The following is an 18,142-nucleotide window of genomic DNA, read 5'->3' on the forward strand; positions in this document are numbered from 1 at the left end:
GGCGCTATCGCTTGCGACGCGGTCGCTCGCTGCTTGAGCGCGGGGTTGATGTGGTGGTCGGGAGTGACCGTTGGTGCAGATGTGGGGTGATTCCCGCAGAGTTCAACGGGGGTTCGCGCCCGCCAGCGCTGCCTCCATCATCTCTGCGGGGACCGGCATCAGCTTCGGCCCATCGGTCCAGACGAGAGCCGCCTCGACCGCGCGTTCCGGATAGAGCCGCTTCAGCACAGCCGCATAGACCGCCAGCTGCAGCACATAGGCCGGGTCGGCGCTCTCGATGGCGTCGGGGGCCGGGCGGTTGGACTTGTAGTCGACGACCAGCACCCGCTCGGGCGTGATCACCAGCCGGTCGATCCGGCCCGAGATGGAGACGCCGTTCAGACCCGGCGCGGATCCGGTCAGGGCGACCTCGGCCCGCGAGCCGGGGCCGAAGACCGGTGCGAAGCGGGCATCGTCCAGAACCCCGAAGGCGGCGGCGATCATCTCGGCCCGCTGCGCGTCATCCACGCCCCGCTCGCGCGCCAGCATCCGCACGGCGGCGTCGGGGCGGTCGGCGGGCGCGATCTCTGGCAGACGCTCCAGCAGCCTGTGGATCAGGTCGCCGCGCCGGAACCGGCCGAGGCCGCCCGTCTCCGCCAGAGGCGAGGGCGCGGGGATGCGCAGGACCTCGTCCATCTTGGACGGCGCCGCCAGCCGGGCGCCGGGCTCGGGCGGGGGTGCGGTTCGCGCCCAGTCGGGGACCACGGCGGTCACAGCCTGTTCGGTCGCCGTCAGCGGAACCGTCTCCGGGTCCACGCCGTAGCGCAGGACGCCGTCACCGATATCCCGCACCGAGCCAGCTTGCGTCTCGCCCAGCCTCTGGACCGTCTCGGCGATCACGCTCCACCAGCTCTTGTCCTCATAGCCGACGTCCGGCCGCTTCAAAGCGCGGCCCATGACGATCAGCCGGTCGCGCGCCCGGGTCAGGGCGACATAGAGCAGGCGCAGGGCCTCGGCGTCGGTGCGGTCGATGCGCGCCTGCCGCGCCCGGGCCGAGGCCTCGCAGTCGTCGCCCGCCCGGCCCGGACACATCAGCCAGCCTTCGCCGAGTTCAGGCCGGTTCTGGTCGAACAGGGCCGGCATCAGGGTCGGCCCCTGCGGCTTGGATCGGGAGGTGGTGTCCGGCAGGATGACTACCGGCGCCTCCAGCCCCTTGGCGCCGTGGACGGTCATGACGCGGACCTCGTTCCTCGCCCCTTCCATCTCGCGCTTGACCTCGACGTCCGCCGCCTCGAGCAGGGACAGGCAGGTCTCCAGATCCGTCCCGCCGCGCTGTTCGGCGTTCAGGACCTGGGCCAGGGTCTCGTCGATCGCCTCCTCGGCCTCGCGCCCCAGCCGGGCCAGAATGCGGGCGCGGCCCGACTGACCCGTCTCGTCGATGCGGTTGAGCACACCGGAGAAGAAGGCGAAGGGGTCGCGATCCCGGTCGTCGAACGCCGCCTGCAGGAGGTCGCGCGCCCGCGTCCACTGCGGATGCTCATGCGCCCGCCGCTTCAGCTCGCTCCACAGCCCGCGTCCTTCCCGCCCTCGGGCCTCCGCCAGCGGATAGAGGCTGTGAGCGTCGCCGAAATCGGTCACGTCACACAAGGGGCTGCGCAGGATTTCGGCCAGCGACAGATCATCCTCCGGATAGAGGGCGAACCGGGCCAGGGCGATCAGGTCGTCGAAGACGATATGGCTGGACAGCTTCAGCCGGTCGGCGCCCGCCACAGGCACGCCCTCGGTCTTGAGCGCCCTGATGATCTCCTCGAAGGTCGCATCGCGGCGGCGGACGAGGACGAGGAAATCGCCGTACTTCGCCGGCCTCAACGTCGCGCCGCGATCATGGACGGCGGCGCCGGTCTCAACCTGACGCTTCACCTCACGCGCCAACGCTTGCGCCAGACGTTTGCGACCGCTGAAGCTGCCCTCCTTGTCGACCGGGGCGTTCCAGGCGGGGCGATCCTCGGCCGCCGGATCCTCGAACAGGGGCCAGAGGTCGACCGCGCCGCGCTGCCCGACACGGGCGGCGCTGTGGACGGTGATGTCGCCGGTCTCGCCCGCCAACGCCCGGGTCCGCTCGGGTCCGACGAAAGCCGCATCCACGAAGGCCAGCACATCCTCTGTCGAGCGGAAGGAGGTTTCCAGCGGGACCTGCCGGAACTGGCCGCCCGCGTCGCGGATCTGGCGCTCATAGGCCTGGGCCTCGATCAGCAGCCGCTCGGGCCGGGCACCCTGGAAGGAATAGATCGACTGCTTCTGGTCGCCGACGACGAAGACGCTGCGTGCGGGAGCGTTCTCCGGGACGGCCCCGCGACGGTCGGCCCCGGCGCCGACGAAGAACTCCTCGGTCAGGGCCTTGAAGATGTCCCACTGGTCGGGCGCCGTGTCCTGGGCCTCGTCGATCAGGACGTGTTCGATGCCGCCGTCCAGCTTGAACAGCACCCAGGCGGCATTGGCCTTCTTCGTCAGGAGCTCGACCGTCTTCACCACCAGATCGGAGAAGTCGAGCGCGCCGCGCCGTCGCTTGGCGATCTCGTAGAGGGCCGCATGGGCCTGGGCCAGGGTCAGGGCCCTGACCGTGTCGTCCGCCACCCGGGCGGCGCGGAGGCTATCGCGCACAGACAGATATTTGAGCTGCAGATCGACCAGGAACTCGACGGCCCAGGGCGGCGCCGACTTCGTGCCCATGCTCTTTCGCGGCTCGCCCGCCGTGGTCAGGAAGACGGGCGCCATGGCCGCGACCGACCAGTTGGCCGGAGAGACGGCGTCCATCGCGGCCGCCACCTTCTGGTCGTTGGCCGAGCCCGTGGCCATGCCGTCTGCGACCCGCTCCCACTCCGAACCGTCGATCCAGTCGAGGAAATCGCCTTCGATGTCGTCGGGCGTCCGTTCCGGATCGGCGCCGGTCAGGGCGTGCGGCCCGGGCGCTGCGCCCGCCAGCCAGCGCGCCACATAGTCGGTCAGGGCCCCACGCTCGGCCTCGATCTTGCCCAGCAGGTCGTGGAAGGAGCCCCAGTCCAGTTCGACCGCGAAATGGGCATAGGCCTGGCCCAGACGGCCTTCGGGGTCCTTGAGCGCCTCGCGCGCCAGATCCTCGCGCGCCTCGTGCGACAGGGCGATGGCCGCCTCATTCTCCAGCACTCGGAAGCCGGGCGAGACCCCGGCCTCGAGCGGGAAGCGTTTGAGCAGCTTTTCGCAGAAGGCGTGGATGGTCTGGATCTTCAGTCCGCCCGGCGTCTCCAGCGCACGGGCGAACAGGCGGCGCGCATCGGACAGGTTGGCGCCCGTCAGGGCCGCCGGATCGCGGCCGTCCAGCTTGGCCAGCTCCTCACTCAGCCGGCGATCGTCGGCGACGGCCCAGGCGCCGAGCTTCTCGAACAGCCGCGCCTGCATCTCGGCGGCGGCGGCCTTGGTGTAGGTGACGCACAGAATCTCGCCCGGCTCGACCTGACGCAACAGCAGCCGCGCCACCCGGTCAACCAGGGTGGTGGTCTTGCCCGAGCCGGCGTTGGCGGTGACGAAAACCGACAGGTCGGGATCGGCGGCCGTGACCTGATGGGCGCGGGCTTCCTGGAGCAGATCCGTCATTCCGACGCCTCCCCTTCCTCGCCGCCAACCACGTGCCATTCCCAGACGCGGGCCAGATGGTCGTAGTTGCCGCCGAAGGTCCCCATGAACTGGGGCGCCAGCCAGGAGGCGTAGGGCGTCGTCTCCTCATCGAAATGAGCGACCCATTCCTTCAGTTTTTCGAACGCTTCGTCGGCGAGGGCCGCGGCCTCCAGAGGCTGGTTCTTCGAGGTCTTCGAGGCCTCGACCACCACGCCCGGAACCTTGCGGCCCGTGACCCGGACATAGAGCAACTCGGTCGCCTCCGTCGGCGGGGCCTCGGCGAAACCGCCGCCGGCCAGGATGGCGGCGGTCAGGGTCAGCTGGGGCGAATAGCCCTGGGCTACCTGTTTCACGCTGGGCGTGCCGCCGGTCTTGAAGTCGATGACGGCGGCGCCCGTCGCATCCAGCTCGATCCGGTCGGCGCGGGCGGTCAGGACGAAGTCGCCGCCGGGCGCGGGGAAGCTGACCCGCCCCGACTGTTCGATCAGCAGTGTCGCGCCGCGCGCGCGTCGCTCGCGTTCCCAGTCGGCCAGCCAGAGGGCGCAGTTCCGCGCCAGCGGCGCCTCGCGGGCCATGGCGTGGTCCTCGAACCCGGCCTCGATCATGGCCTCGCGGATGAAGCTTTCGATCTGAACGGCGCAGTCCGACGGCAGGGCCTCGGGCCAGGTCACGACGATACGCTCGATGGCGGCATGGATGGCGTTGCCGCGCGCCATGGCCTCGGCGTCGGCGCCCGGCCGGTCGAGCTTCCTCAGGCCGAGGATGCGTTGGGCATAGACGGCATAAGGGTCGCGGACCCAGCGTTCGACGCCGGTCACCGGCATCTCGCGCGGGCGGCGATCGACGGGCGGCGTCGGGGCGGGACGGCGGGCGTAGCGGGCGGGACCGGGCGGGGGAGCGTCCAGCGCCCGCGCGATCCCGGCGGCGGCCACGGGCCGTTCCAGCACCACAGGCGTGGCATCGCTATTGGCGCCCCGCGTCAGCATCTCCAGCCGCCACAGCCAGCGCGACTTGACCGCCGGCTGGCCGCCGCGCCGGTCGACGTGGACCAGAACGGCCTCATCGGCGCAGGCGGCCTGGACGAAGTCCTGCGCCGTCTGACCCAGACGCCGCTCAGGCGGCGGCAGGCCCAGGGCTTTCCGCATCGGCCGCGACAGGAAGGGATCGGTCGGCGCGGGTCCCGGCCAGACGCCCTCCTCCAGCCCGGCGAGGATCATCCGGTCGGCCCGCACCAGCCGCGCCTCGATGGCGCCGAGGATGCGGAGGGACGGATGGGTCGCGCCCCCGGTCCGGACCGTAGCGTCGGCCAGCAGGCTCTGGATCAGTTCGGCCAGTTCGGTGGGCCGGACCGCGCCCAGCGCCGCCCCGCCTTCGATCAAACCGGACAGGACCGAGGCCGCGCTCTCGCCGTCGGGACCCGCCCAGGCGTTCTGACCGGCCAGGGCCTCGACCAGTCGCGTCAGGGCGACGGCGGCGGCCTCCAGCGAGGCGGCGGGCGCGAAGGCGGCGACGGCCTCGGCCGATAAGGCCTCAAGCCGGTCGCAAAGTTCGCGCGCCTGCCCCAGCCGCTTGAGCCGATGTTCCGACGGCGGCGCCTGCCCTTCGCGCGGCTCGGCGGCGCGTTGCAGATTGCGCTGCAGATCGGTCCAGCGGCGGCTGCGCGGACCGCGCAGGGCGTATTTCTCGAAGGCGCGGACGGCGCTCGCCGCCTCCTCCATCTCGATCCGGACCAGCGGATGTTTGAGCAGGGCGAGGAGGGTCTGGGGCTTAAGCGGATCGGCGATCCAGCGGGCGGCGAGGTCGATCAGGACGCCGGCAGGCATCCGCGACAAGGGTGCGCCGGATGAGGAGTCCGGGACGATTCCCCACCGCTCCAGCCGCGCCGCAACCCGACGGCCCAGATCGAGGTCGGGGGTGACGAGGGCGCAGGTCTTGCCGGGAACCTCCAGCGTCTCGCGCATCATCAGGGCGAGGGTCGCCGCCGCATCCTCCTCGGCGCGCAGGGTCATGACGCCGAGGTTTTCCAGCCCCAAGGCGATGGGATCGGCGCCCTGCACCGGCGCCGCGGCCTCGCGGATGCGCCGGATTTCGTCGCGCCAGTCGCTGGTCGCGCGGGCCGGGCGCAGGGCCTCGTTGACCAGCCGCGCCCGTGCCAGACCGCGCGCCTGCACGGGCGCGGGCGTCGGCGGCTGGAACCACGGACGGACGGCTTCGCGCTCCACCTCCGCGAAATCGAGCAGCCGCCACAGCGCGTTCTGCGGATGCTGTTCCTCATCGCCGAGCGTCGCCCAGACGGCAGGGTCGAGGTCCATGTCGAGGCCGGGAATGACCACACAGCCCTTCGGCGCCTTCGCCACCGCCTTCAGCACCGCGGCGGCGGCCGGGGCAGAGCCGGTCGAACCGGCGGCGATGACCGGCCCGGTCGGCGGAGCCTCGTCCCAGCGCCGGGCCAGAAGCCGTAGCAGTTTCGCGCGCCGTTCGGCCGGGTCCATCAGCCCGAGCCGCGCCAGCCGGTCGGGCCAGGCCTGAACCGCCAGACCCAGAAACTTCGCCGACACCTGCCAGTGCTCGGCCAGATCAGCCTGAACCAGCCCGCCGATCGCCGACAGGTCCGCGATCTCCTCGATCTGGCAGGAATCGAGGAAGCCGGCGAAGGCGTCGGCCAGCTCCAGCGCCCGCAGCGGCGTCAGGGTGTCCTCGAACTCGTCCTTCAGGTCCTCGGCGATCATCCGCGCCATCTCGAACCGGCGCGTCAGGGGGGCCATGGCAGGCGGCAGGTCGAGACCGATCTCACCGGGCGCGAAGGGAGGCTCGTCCTCCTCCAGATCACCAAGTGGCCGGACCTGCGGCAGCAGGATCGGCTTGTCGCCGCTGAGCCGGGACAGGGCCGCGCCGAAGGCCCGGGCCGCGCGCCGGTTGGGCAACAGGATGACGGCGTCGCTGAGGGTCTCGGGCGGGGCGTCGCCCAGCCAGTCCAGCACCCCGGCCGCCAGATCCTCAAGAAAGGGTCGATGGGCCGGGATGGTCAGCCAGCGTGGGCCCCTTCCAGCGAACGGATCGAACCGACCTGTCATCGGTCCCGCGAAAGGCGCGCCTCGGCGACGTCGCGGGCCTCGGGATCGCCGACATGCATCCAGTCGCCCTCCATGACGAGGCCGTACAGCCGTCCCTCCGCCTCCCAGCCGCCCCACAGGCCGCCGCCTGCCGGGAACAGGCCGAACTCGGTCTCCGGATACGCAAAGATCGGACGCGGATCGACGATGTGGACGCCCATATAGTTGAGCGGGGCGCTGGCCGCGCCAGCCGTGCGCCGTGCGGTCAGCCTGCCGTCGTCCGTCTGCATGAAATCGCCGGCGCCGTCGAAGCCGGTCGTGCGCGCCATATGCGCCAGCAGGAGCCGGCAGCTCATCCGCTCGGGATCGAAGCCGGCGCAGAGGTCGCGGATCGCCCTGGCCGGCGGTTCCTGATCCTCGATCCAGACACTGTCGATATTGGCCACGAGAATGGGCGCCTCGCCCAGATGCGCCGCCGCCGCCTTGATCCCGCCGCCGGTCTCCAGCGGCAGGGCATGCTGGCGTTCGTCGGAGATGACGATCTCCAGCGGGCCATGATAGCCGCCCAGATGGGCGATCAGCCGATCGGCGAAGGCGTGGGCGTTGACCACGGCCCGCTCCACCCCCGCCTCGGCCAGACGCGCCAGCGTATGGTCGATCAGGGCCTTGCCGCCGACCTCGACCAAGGCCTTGGGCCGGTCGTCGGTCAGGGGCCGCATCCGGGTGCCGAGTCCGGCGGCCAGCACCATGGCGGTCTTCGGAACGACGCTCATTTGCGGCTCTCCGTCGGGACGTATTTATCGAACCAGGCCGCGACCGTCTCCAGACCGGGCTGTTTCAGATTGGCGTTCAGATGGGCCCACATGCGCGGCATGAAGGCGGCGTATTTCGGCTTGTGATCGCGCACGATCAGCCGGGCGAAGATGCCGAGAATGCGCGCCTCGTTCAGGGCCGCCAGACCGGCATAGGCCTTCATGAACTCGACCCGATCCAGCCCGGGCCGCAGGGCGAAATAGCGGTCGAGCGCGAGCGTCTCCAGCGCCGGTGAGACGTCGCGCCGCGCGTCCTGAAGCAGGGAATGCAGATCCCACGAGGGGTGGGCTCGGACCGCATCCTGGAAGTCGATCATCCCGACCCGGGCGGCGCCGTCGCGTTCCGGCAGCCAGATAAGGTTTTCGGCGTGATAGTCGCGGTGGGCCATGACGGAGGCGCCCGCCTCCCCCGCCGCCGTGATCGGCGCCCAGGCCTCGGCCCATTCCTTGAGGGCCGTCTCGTCGAACGACAGGGCCGGATCCAGCTTCGGCAGCCATTCGACGAACAGGTCGGCCCCGCCCTGAAGCGCGGTGGCGTCATAGGTCAGCAGCGGCCAGTCGCCGCCAGGGCCCGACAGCACCTCGGGCGGATTTCCAGCCTCGTGCAGACGGGCCAGAGCCTCGATGGCGGCCAGATAGAGCGGCGTCTCGTCCTCGCCGGCCTCGATGACCCGGGCGAACAGGGCGTCGCCGAAATCCTCCAGCACAGCCAGCCCCTCGGGCGCATCGAGCGCCGGCATGGCGGGCGCCGACAGGCCCAGACCGCGCAGATGGTCGGCCACCGCCGCGAAGGCCTCGACCCGACCGGCGGACAGGCGGGCGACGGCGTTCCAGCCGCGCGCCTTGCGCTCCTCGGGTGTCCACGCCGGATCGCAGGGCGGGCTCTCGGCCGCTGCGACCTGGTCCATCAGCATCAGGGAGCTCCCGTCCGTCGCGGTCAGCCGCTCATAGCGCCGCGTCGAGGCGTCGCCCGGCAGGGGGGCACGCGCGGCGTCCCCAAGGCCGGCGGCCTTGAGGAAGTCGAGACGCTGAAGCTCACGGTCAGGCGAAGACATGGTCGATTCTCGTTTCCCACGATCCTGCGGCAAGAACGGTCGCAAGACGACCGGCGGTTTCGGGATCGTCGCCCTCTTCAGAAAGGGTGATGCACAGGCGGTTGTCGCCGATCAGCCAGCTGACGTCCTCGCCCAGCCGTTCTGGCCATTCGACGATGGCGACCCCGTCGTCGAGCGCCTCGTCCAGACCGATCTCGAAGGCCTCATCCGCGCGGGTCAGGCGGTAGAGGTCGAAATGGGCCACCGGCGGCGTGGTCTCATAGAACTGGACCAGGGTGAAGGTCGGCGACGGCACGTCCTCGTGCGGTCCGGTCAGGGCGCGGATCAGGCCGCGCGCCAGGGTCGACTTGCCCATGCCGAGCGGCCCGTACAGCAGGACGGCGTCGCCCGGCTGCAGCAGGGGCGCGATACGGGCGCCGAGCGCCGCCGTGGCCTCGGCGTCGGCGAGGCTGATCGTATGGGAAGCGCTCACGCGAACTCCGCGTCCGGCTGGCTGGGCAGGACCCGTTCGGTGAAGGCCTTCAGGGCGTAGGTCGCCTTCGTCGCATCGATGTCGAGCCGGGTCGGCGGGATCGGCAGGCCGACCTTCAGCTGGAAGGCCTTCTTGCGCTTGTTGAGCAGCTCGTGGAACAGGGTGATGTCGCGCAGCTCCTGCGAGACCTTGTCGAACAGGTGGAACAGGGTCGAGGTCGGGCCCGCCACATGGATCGGAATCACCGGCGCCCCGTATTTGCGCGCCATGGACGCGGCCGTCGCGGCCCACTCCGGATCGGTCACCGAGCCGTCCTTGCCGACACGGGCCAGACGGCCTGCCGGGAACATGACCACGCAGCGCTCGCCTTCGAAGGCCTGTTTCGCAGCGTCGAGAGTGGCGCGGGTCTTCTCGCGGGTCCGCTTCTCGACCACCCATTCGACCGGAATGACGATCTCGCCCAGCCGGGGCGAGACGCGCAGGGCGTCGGCGTTGGCGAAGAAGATGGCGTCGGACCGGCGCTGTTTGATCGCATCATAGACGGCGACCCCGTCGGCGATGCCGGTGGGGTGATTGCAAACGATGATGCAGCGCCCGTTCGCCGGAATCCGCTCCAGGTTCAGGGTCGAGACCTTCAGGTCCAGCAGGTCGGACATATAGTCGAACGCGCCCTGGCCCGAGAGTCCCTTGACCCCCTCGGCCATCCGCCGCGCGGCCTTGTAGTTCAGAAGCTTGTAGAGGGCCGGACGCACGATCGGCCAAGCCCAGGACCGCGTCAGACGCGGCGCGCGCTCGGCGATCAGCACATCGCAGATATGGGAGTCAGCTGTAGCGGGAACGGAGGAATCCATGCGCGCCGGTTGTCGCCGGATCGGGGCGCGGGAGCAAGCTACCAGAGCACCGGGACGCCTATCTCTTTGAAGAAGTGGTCGGACGTTATGATGGTGAGTTGGTTCCGAATGGCCTGGGCGGCAATGATCCGATCAAAGGGATCCCGATGCTTACTTTTTATCTCGGCGGCGTGACGAGTATCCGCCGTAATAATTGGAACCTCAAACAGGGGGGCCAAGCGCTCCACCATGTCACTTCCTCGCAGAGCATAATCGAGACCCTCGAGTAAGTTCTCGGCGCAATCTAGTTTTCCCATGCCGAATTTCAGCGCCATTTCGTATGCCGAAATCGGACTGATTGAGAGATGACTTCCCTTCGCGTTGAGAGCGCTGGCAGCCTTTTTTGAGAGTCGCGGGCTATCGTTAAACCACCAGATCAGGGCGCAGGTATCCACTAGATATCTCATGCCCGCTGTATCCAATCCGGCGCTCTCGACGTGCGATGGTTACACGCGCACAGACCTACGCGAACCACTGCAGACAGTTCATAACAGGCAACTTTCGCGCCGGGGGCGACGGTGCTACGCCTGCCGCATCAGTTCTCAAGGACACGCTCGATGCGTTATCGCTCCCTGCTCTCCGGCGCCTGCGCCGCTCTCGCCCTGACGACGGCCTCGATGGCCATGGCCGAGGCGCCCGCCGCCGTTCCCGCCGCCGCGGCTGCGGCCCCCAGCGACGCCTTCACCTACAACGACATGATCGGGCTGAACCGGATCGGCGATCCGCAGGTCTCGGCCGACGGCCGCTGGCTGGTCTATGCGGTCACTGCGACGGACATCGCCGCCAACAAGCGTTCGGGCAGCCTGTGGATCAAGGACCTGCAGACCGACGGCGAGGCCCGCCGCCTGGCCATCTCCGACGACGGCGCCAACTCGGCCCGCTGGGGCTCGGACGGCCGCCTGTATTTCCTGTCCTCCAAGTCCGGGACCAGCCAGGTGTGGAGCGCCGCCGCCGACGGGACGGGCGCCACCCAGGTCACCCGCCTGCCGCTGGACGTCAACGCCTATCGCCTGAGCCCCGACGCCTCGAAGATCGCGGTGTCCCTGGCCGTGTTCGGCGACTGCGCCGACCTGCAGTGCTCGGTCGACCGCTTCAAGGCCAACGCCGAGAAGAAGTCGACGGGTCAGGTCTATGACCGGATGTTCGTGCGCCACTGGGACACCTGGGCCGACGGCACCCAGAACCATCTGTTCGTCGTCCCCACCGGCGGCGGCGACGCCGTCTGGGTGACCAAGGGCTTCGACGGTGACACCCCCTCCAAGCCCTTCGGCGACGAGAGCGAATACACCTTCACCCCCGACGGTTCGGCCATCGTCTTCTCGGCCCGCCACGCCGGTCATTCCGAGCCGTGGAGCACGAATTTCGACCTCTATCAGACCCACGGCCTGACCACCGGCGACGGCAACTTTACCAACCTGACCGAGGGCAACAAGGCCTGGGACACCGGCGCGGTCTTCTCGCCGGACGGCAAGACGCTGGCCTATCGCGCCATGGCCCGCCCGGGCTTCGAGGCCGACAAATATTCGATCTTCCTGCGTGACGTCGCCACCGGCCAGACCCGCCAGCTGGCCGCCGACTGGGACCGCTCCGCCGACGGCCTGCAGTGGTCGAAGGACGGCGCGACGCTTTACACCACCGCCGGTGACGTCGGTCAGACGCGTCTGTTCTCGATCAACGTGCGCTCGGGCCAGGTCGTGCCGATCACCGGCCCCGGCCACGTCGCAGCCTTCGTCCAGACCCCCTCGGGCTTCATCTTCCAGCAGGACAGCCTGACCGAGCCGGGCGATCTCTACGCCAAGACCTTCCGCGGCCGCGAAATGCCGCGCCGCCTGACCCATGTGAACCCGTCGCTGGACGAGAAGGTCTTCGGCGCCGCCGAGCAGTTCACCTTCGCCGGCTGGAACGGCGAAGAGGTCCACGGCTATGTCATCAAGCCCGCCGGCTATGTCGAGGGCCAGAAATACCCTGTCGCCTTCCTGATCCACGGCGGGCCGCAGGGCTCGTTCGGCAACGGCTGGTCCTACCGCTGGAACCCCGAGACCTATGCGGGCGCCGGCTATGCCGTCGTCATGATCGATTTCCACGGCTCGACCGGCTACGGCCAGGCCTTCACCGACGCGATCAGCCAGCACTGGGGCGACCGTCCGTTCGAGGACCTGCAGAAGGGCTGGGCGGCCGCACAGCAGAAGTACGGTTTCCTCGACGGCTCCAACGCCTGCGCCCTGGGCGCCTCGTACGGCGGCTATATGATCAACTGGATCGCCGGCAACTGGCCGAACGAATTCAAGTGCCTGGTCAATCACGACGGCGTCTTCGACACCTTCGGCATGGGCTATTCGACCGAGGAGCTGTGGTTCACCGAGTGGGAATACGGCGGCACGCCGTGGGATCACCCCGAGGGCTATCAGAAGTTCAACCCGGCCAACCACGTCGATCAGTGGAAGACGCCGATGCTGGTGGTCCAGGGCGACCGCGACTTCCGCATCCCGACCGCCCAGGGCCTGTCGACCTTCACGGCGCTTCAGCGTCGCGGCATCGACAGCCGCCTGATCGTCTTCCCCAACGAGAACCACTGGGTGCTCAAGCCTGCCAACAGCCTGCAATGGCACAACGAGGTGTTCGGCTGGCTGGACAAATACCTGACGCCCGCCGCTCACTAGGCCCGGGGCGAGCCCCGACACGAAAAAGGGCGCTGCCGTGAGGCAGCGCCCTTTCTTTTTTGGCCTTGTGGCCGGGCCTTACAGCGCGGGACGGGGCGTCGCGGCGCGGTTGGTCCGCGGGGTCATGGCTTGAGTCAGGCGCTGGTGCTCGCCGGCGGTCATGCAGCGCGTTTCAGCCCAGCGCTCGCCCGAGGCGCGGGCGGACAGGACCTGATCGGCGGTGACGAAATTCGGCTGGCCGCCGTAGTTGCGACGGAAGGCGGCCTGGGTCAGGGCGTCGCGTTCGCAGACGGTGACGTTGATCCGACCGCTCGTCTGGGTCGAACCCCCGGCGAAAGCAGGCGCGGCGGCGCCGAGAAGGGTCGCGGCGGCGACGGCGAAGGTGGCGAAACGGTTCATGGCGGGCTCCTCCCAAGGCCTGAATTACGTCAGGGTTCGGAGAATAATGCGCGCTTCGTCGCGTTTGTAAAGATAATGCGACAACGACAATACCAAAGTACGACAAATAGTCTTCAAGCGGATCATTTCAGAGCCATCGGCCGATCAATCCGCTCCCCCGATGGCGCCATTCCCGGCCTTGATGCGTTGATGCGGTTCGCCCCGGATCGACGATTTGCCCAACGACTTGAAAAACAGCCTGAACTGGAACGGTTTCCAGCAGCACGCCCTGGTTCCCGCCGGAGCGAGGGCGGCGCAATGGCGCGACTGGATCAAGGACAATGACCCCGTCTACCGGTCCTTCCGCCGCCCGGGGCCGACAGAAAAAATCGTCGGCGGCGTGGTTCTTTTGATCGTCGCGGCGATCGTGATCTTCCTGCTGCTGTTCGACTGGAACATGCTGCGCGGCCCGATCGGCCGGTGGGCCTCGGTCAAATACGAGCGCGAGATCGCGCTTCAGGGCGATCTGGACGTGAAGCTGTTCAGCTGGACCCCGTCGGTTATCGTCCGTGACCTCAAGGTCGGCGGCCCGACATGGGCCAGGGAAAAGGACACCGCCGATATCGAGCGCATCGAGGCCTCGGTGCGGCTGCGCAAACTGCTGGCCGGCCAGATCGAGATGCCGCTTCTCTCCTTCACCCGTCCGGAGGTCGTGCTGATCGCGACCAGGGACGGCAAGAACAGCTGGACCTTCGGCAAGCCCAAACCCGACACCGGCGAAGGCATGAAGCTGCCGGTGATCCAGCAGCTGATCATTTCCGGCGGCCATATTGTGCTCGACGAGCAGAAGCGGGGCCTGACGCTGGACGCCTCGGTCAATGCGCGCGAGACGGCCAACGAGGGCGACACGGGCTTCGTTCTGGACGGCAAGGGCAGTCTGAACCGCTCGCCCCTGACGCTCAGGATCGAGGGCGGCCCCTTCATCAACATCCGCCGCAACAAGCCCTATCATTTCACCGCCAACCTCTCGGGCGCGCGCTCGCGACTGGTGGCGGACGGGTCGATCACCCGGCCGTTCGACCTGGGCCAATTCCAGTCGACGCTCAGCCTTCAGGGTCAGGACCTGAACGACCTCTATCTGCTGACCGGCATCACCCTGCCCAACACCCCGCCCTATCGCCTTTCGGGCGCGCTGAAGCGGGATGACAGCACCTGGACCTTCAACGACTTCTCCGGCCGCGTCGGCGCCTCGGACCTGAGCGGCGACGTGAAGGTCGAGGCCAAGGGGCGGTTGCGCGTCGACGCCCAACTGGCCTCGCGCAACCTCGACATCAACGACCTGACGGCCATCCTGGGCGCGAAGACCCAGACCAATGCCGCGGGCACCAACACCACCACCGTCAGCTCCGGCGCGCCCGGGAAGCTGCTGCCCGACGCCACCCTGCAGGTTGACCGGCTGCGGTCGATGGACGGGACCCTGACCTATCGGGCGGCGACGGTGAAAGCCAACGACCTCGACATCCGCGCGGTCAATCTGGGCGCGAAGCTGGAGGCGGGCATTCTCAACCTCGACCCGGTGTCGTTCAACTTCAACCGCGGCGAGCTGAACGGCACGGCGAAGATCAACGCCACCCGCGACATGCCCTACAGCGCCATCGACTTCCGCCTCGCCGGCTATCCGCTGGAATCGATCATACCGATCACCAACGGCTCGCCGCCGATCACCGGCCGGGCGCTCGGCCGGGTGAAGCTCGAAGGTCCCGGGAACTCGATCCACCGCTTCGCCGCGGCGTCGAAGGGGTCGGCGACCCTGATCGTGCCGCACGGCGAGATGCGCGCCGCCTTCGCCGAACTTCTGGGCATCAACGCCTCGGCGGGCCTGCTCAAGCTGCTCAGCGGCGACCAGTCCAAGAGCGATATCCGCTGCGCGGTCGCCGACTTCAACGTCTCGAACGGCGTGGCCCGGGCCCAGACCTTCGTCATCGACACCGATGTGGTCCTTGCCAAGGGGTCGGGGACCATTGACCTCGGTCAGGAGACCCTGAACCTGAAGATCGACGGCGACTCCAAGAAGCCGCGTCTGCTGCGCCTGTGGACGCCGATCTATGTGCGTGGCCCGCTGACCGCGCCTCATGTCGCGGTCGATCCGGTCGCTGTGGTGGGTCAGGGCGGTCTGACGGCCATCCTCGGCGCCGTGGTCGCGCCGGTCGCGGCCCTGTTCGCCTTCGTCGATCCGGGTCTGGCCAAGGATGCCGACTGCGGCGCCCTGATCCAGCACGCGGGATAATTTCGATCCCGCTTGAGCCGAAGCGCGCCGCCGTGCGTAGCTGCGATTCGATGGACATGCCCAAAGAGACTCCATGACCCGCAGAGGCATTCTCGCCGCCGGCCTCGGCTCCTTCGTTGCCGCCTGTTCGCCTCTGGGCATGCTCAACACCCTCGGTCCGCGCGACCGGGGTGTTGGGCGAGTGGCGCGCGACCTGAGCTACGGCGACGATCCGCGTCAGAAGTTCGATCTCTACGGCCCATCGTGGAAACACGGCGAGCCGACCCTGCCGGTCATCGTCTTCTTCTACGGCGGTGGGTGGGATTCAGGCTCCCGCACCCTCTACGGCTGGGCGGCCCAGGCCTTGGCGGCCAAGGGCTTTCTCGTCGCCCTGCCCGACTATCGCGTGGTGCCCCAGGTCGTCTTCCCGGCCTTCATCGAGGACGCCGCCCAGGCCACGGCGAAGGTGGCCGAGGTCTGTGGCCAGTACGGCGGCGATCCCGCCCGGCTCGGCGTCGCGGGTCATTCGGCGGGCGCCCATCTGGCGATGATGATCACGCTCGACCGGCGCTACATGGCCGCCGTCGACCAGCCCGACCTGATCAGGGCCGCCGCCGGCCTGGCGGGACCCTATGAGTTTCTGCCGTTCGACGTCCCCGCCTCGATCAACGCCTTCGGACGCGCGCCCGATCCGACCCTGACCCAGCCGGTCACCTTCGTCCGCGCCGACGCCCCGCCGCTGTGGCTCGGCCACGGCACGGACGACACCGTGGTCCACGATGAGGACACCATCATCCTCAACGACCGGATGCACGCCGTCGGCGGACGCAGCGAGGCCAAACTCTATCCGGGCCTCAACCACGCCGACCTGATCGCGACCTTCTCACCCCTGTTCAGGAAGAAGGCGCCGGTGCTGGATGACGTCAGCGCCTTCTTCCATCGCGAGCTGGGCTAGAGTCGGGACACGACGCTGTAGTCCATCGCCGTCAGGTCCTCGATCAGGCCCGGTCCGGTCGGGTTCCAGCCGAGCGCCTCGCGGGTCAGGACGCTGGAGGCGGTCATGTCGACGCCCGCGAACATGGCCATCCAGCCGAAATGGGCCGGGGCCTCCTCTGGCGTCAGGCTGACGACCGGCAGGTTCAGACCCGCGCCCAGAGCCTCGGCAATCGCACGAGCGGTAACGCCCTCCTCGGCGACGGCGTTGTAGCGGGCATTCTTCGCGCCCTTGTCCAGCGCCAGCCGGTACAGTTCGGCGACGTCAGACACGTGTGCCGCCGACCAGCGATTGGCGCCGTCTCCGACATAGGCTGAGACCCCCTTCTGGCGGGTGATCTCGACCAGAGGTGTGATCAGCCCCTGTTTGACCGTGTCGTGGACCTGCGGGAGACGGATCACACGCACGTCGACGCCTGCGGCCTTCAGCACCTCCCCGGCCTCTTCCGAGGCGATGCGAGGGTTGGGATGCGAGCGGTCGAAGCGGTCCTCCGTTGCCGGCTGCCCGTGCTCACCGGCGCCCATGCCGACGCCCGAGGTGATCAGCAGCGGCCGGTCGGAGCCCTTGAGCACCTCGCCCAGGGTCTCGATCACGCGCCGGTCCTTCTCGCAGTTGGCGACGAAGTTGGAGAAGTCGTGGTCGAAGGCGGTGTGGATCACGGCGTCGGCGCCCTCAGCGCCGGCGCGCAGGCTGTCCAGATCCTCGATGTCGCCGCGGTGCGCTTCGGCCCCGGCGGCGGTCAGGGCTGCAGCGCCGGCGTCCGAGCGCGTCAGACCCAGCACTGTATGGCCCGCCCCGATGAGCTCGGGCACGATCCGGGACCCGATGAAGCCGGTCGCACCGGTCAGGAAAACACGCATGAGAAACTCTCCGTCTTGCTCGACGAGCCTTCTGGGCGCAGATTTAATCCTGTTAAAGTAGTGACATTATCCCGGTATAATGACCACCCGGATCGCCATATGACCGCTGAAGCTCCCAACCGTCTCGGAGACTATCTCAGGGGCCGCCGCGCCCGGATGGACCCTGCCGCCCTCGGCTTCCCGGCCGGTCGCCGTCGCACGCCGGGCCTGCGCCGCGAGGAGGTCGCCCAGCGCGCCAACATCAGCCCCACCTGGTACACCTGGCTCGAACAGGGTCGGGGTGGCGCGCCCTCCGCCGATGTCCTGAACCGGATCGCGATCGGCCTGATGCTGACCGAGCACGAGCGCGAGCATCTATTCATCCTCGGCCTGGGTCGTCCGCCCGAGATCCGTTATCGGGCCGTCGACGGAGTCACCCCGCGCCTGCAGCGGGTGCTGGACGTCATGACCCACAGCCCGGCCATCGTGAAGAACGCCACCTGGGACGTCGTCGGCTGGAACGCCGCGGCGGCCGCCGTCCTGACCGACTATTCGAAACTGCCGCCCGAGCGCCGCAACGTCCTGCGGCTGATCTTCTCGGACTCCCGCGTCAAGGCGGCGCAGGAGGACTGGTGGAAGGTCGCCCGCTTCGTGGTCGCCGCCTTCCGCGCGGACGCCGCACGGGCCGGGGCGGGCGCGGAGATCGACCGTCTGGTCGAGGAGCTGTCACGCCAGAGCCCGGAGTTCGAGACCCTGTGGAAGGAGGTCGACATCGTCGCCCACGGCGAGGGTTTCAAACGGCTGCACCACCCCGAACTGGGCGTGCTTGAGCTGGAGTTCTCCACCTTCGCCGTCGAGGGCCGCCCCGAGCTGGCGATGGTCGTCTACAACCCGGTGAATGACGTGGATGCGGAGCGGATCCGGGCGCTGGTGGCGTCACAGGGATAAGCCCCTCCACCGCTTCGCGGTCCCCCTCCCCACTGCGTGGGGAAGAGACTCCTGCGCTCAAGCAGAGAGGCCCCGCGGACCAAGCGTTAGCGCGGCGGCGAAGCCGCCAACAAACAAGAAAGGCCACGCTTCGCGTGGCCGTCTC

General features: G+C 68.8%; 13 protein-coding genes. 4 read left to right on the plus strand and 9 right to left on the minus strand.

Features of this window, described 5'->3' with window-relative positions:
* Positions 1-102: 102 nt before the first annotated feature.
* From addA to AC07U0_RS08520, 7 genes are read right to left on the minus strand one after another with little or no spacing between them, the layout of a single operon-like run.
* Positions 103-3,609: a double-strand break repair helicase AddA gene (gene addA / locus AC07U0_RS08490; RefSeq protein ID WP_494719588.1), complete on the minus strand. Its 3,507-nt coding sequence runs from the start codon at positions 3,607-3,609 to the stop codon at positions 103-105.
* The gene (gene addB, locus AC07U0_RS08495; RefSeq protein ID WP_494719589.1) at positions 3,606-6,704 is read right to left on the minus strand and encodes a double-strand break repair protein AddB; all 3,099 of its coding nucleotides are present in this window, start codon (positions 6,702-6,704) and stop codon (positions 3,606-3,608) included. The genes addA and addB overlap by 4 nt, the downstream gene beginning before the upstream one ends.
* Positions 6,701-7,456 (minus strand): nucleotidyltransferase family protein, encoded by a 756-nt coding sequence (locus AC07U0_RS08500; protein ID WP_494719590.1) that lies wholly within the window; start codon positions 7,454-7,456, stop codon positions 6,701-6,703. The genes addB and AC07U0_RS08500 overlap by 4 nt, the downstream gene beginning before the upstream one ends.
* Positions 7,453-8,550: an N-acetylmuramate/N-acetylglucosamine kinase AmgK gene (gene amgK, locus AC07U0_RS08505; protein WP_494719591.1), complete on the minus strand. Its 1,098-nt coding sequence runs from the start codon at positions 8,548-8,550 to the stop codon at positions 7,453-7,455. Before amgK ends, AC07U0_RS08500 begins: the two co-directional genes overlap by 4 nt.
* Positions 8,537-9,022, minus strand: coding sequence for a tRNA (adenosine(37)-N6)-threonylcarbamoyltransferase complex ATPase subunit type 1 TsaE (gene tsaE / locus AC07U0_RS08510; RefSeq protein ID WP_494719592.1), 486 nt, complete (start codon positions 9,020-9,022; stop codon positions 8,537-8,539). The genes amgK and tsaE overlap by 14 nt, the downstream gene beginning before the upstream one ends.
* Positions 9,019-9,873: a GNAT family N-acetyltransferase gene (locus AC07U0_RS08515; protein ID WP_494719593.1), complete on the minus strand. Its 855-nt coding sequence runs from the start codon at positions 9,871-9,873 to the stop codon at positions 9,019-9,021. The genes tsaE and AC07U0_RS08515 overlap by 4 nt, the downstream gene beginning before the upstream one ends.
* A gap of 38 nt (positions 9,874-9,911) precedes the next feature.
* Positions 9,912-10,319, minus strand: coding sequence for a type II toxin-antitoxin system VapC family toxin (locus AC07U0_RS08520; protein WP_494719594.1), 408 nt, complete (start codon positions 10,317-10,319; stop codon positions 9,912-9,914).
* 150 nt (positions 10,320-10,469) lie between these two features.
* Between AC07U0_RS08520 and AC07U0_RS08525 the strand changes: the two genes are divergently transcribed.
* Positions 10,470-12,572: a S9 family peptidase gene (locus AC07U0_RS08525; RefSeq protein ID WP_494719595.1), complete on the plus strand. Its 2,103-nt coding sequence runs from the start codon at positions 10,470-10,472 to the stop codon at positions 12,570-12,572.
* Positions 12,573-12,650: 78 nt separating this feature from the next.
* Here the strand turns inward: AC07U0_RS08525 and AC07U0_RS08530 are convergent, their stop codons facing one another.
* On the minus strand, positions 12,651-12,971 hold the full coding sequence (locus tag AC07U0_RS08530; protein WP_494719596.1) for a hypothetical protein: 321 nt from the start codon (positions 12,969-12,971) through the stop codon (positions 12,651-12,653).
* Positions 12,972-13,185: 214 nt separating this feature from the next.
* Between AC07U0_RS08530 and AC07U0_RS08535 the strand changes: the two genes are divergently transcribed.
* Positions 13,186-15,237: an AsmA family protein gene (locus AC07U0_RS08535; RefSeq protein ID WP_494719597.1), complete on the plus strand. Its 2,052-nt coding sequence runs from the start codon at positions 13,186-13,188 to the stop codon at positions 15,235-15,237.
* 73 nt (positions 15,238-15,310) lie between these two features.
* Positions 15,311-16,171 (plus strand): alpha/beta hydrolase, encoded by an 861-nt coding sequence (locus AC07U0_RS08540; RefSeq protein ID WP_494719598.1) that lies wholly within the window; start codon positions 15,311-15,313, stop codon positions 16,169-16,171.
* On the opposite strand, the gene AC07U0_RS08545 is transcribed toward AC07U0_RS08540, so the two are convergent.
* The gene (locus tag AC07U0_RS08545) at positions 16,168-17,070 is read right to left on the minus strand and encodes an SDR family oxidoreductase (RefSeq protein WP_494719599.1); all 903 of its coding nucleotides are present in this window, start codon (positions 17,068-17,070) and stop codon (positions 16,168-16,170) included. The two genes, AC07U0_RS08540 and AC07U0_RS08545, sit on opposite strands and share 4 nt — an antisense overlap.
* A gap of 99 nt (positions 17,071-17,169) precedes the next feature.
* On the opposite strand from AC07U0_RS08545, the gene AC07U0_RS08550 reads away from it, so the two are divergent.
* Positions 17,170-17,997, plus strand: a complete 828-nt coding sequence (locus tag AC07U0_RS08550; protein ID WP_494719600.1) for a helix-turn-helix transcriptional regulator — start codon at positions 17,170-17,172, stop codon at positions 17,995-17,997.
* The last annotated feature ends 145 nt before the right edge of the window (positions 17,998-18,142 follow it).

The organism is Brevundimonas sp. GW821-FHT02A10 (assembly GCF_059422025.1).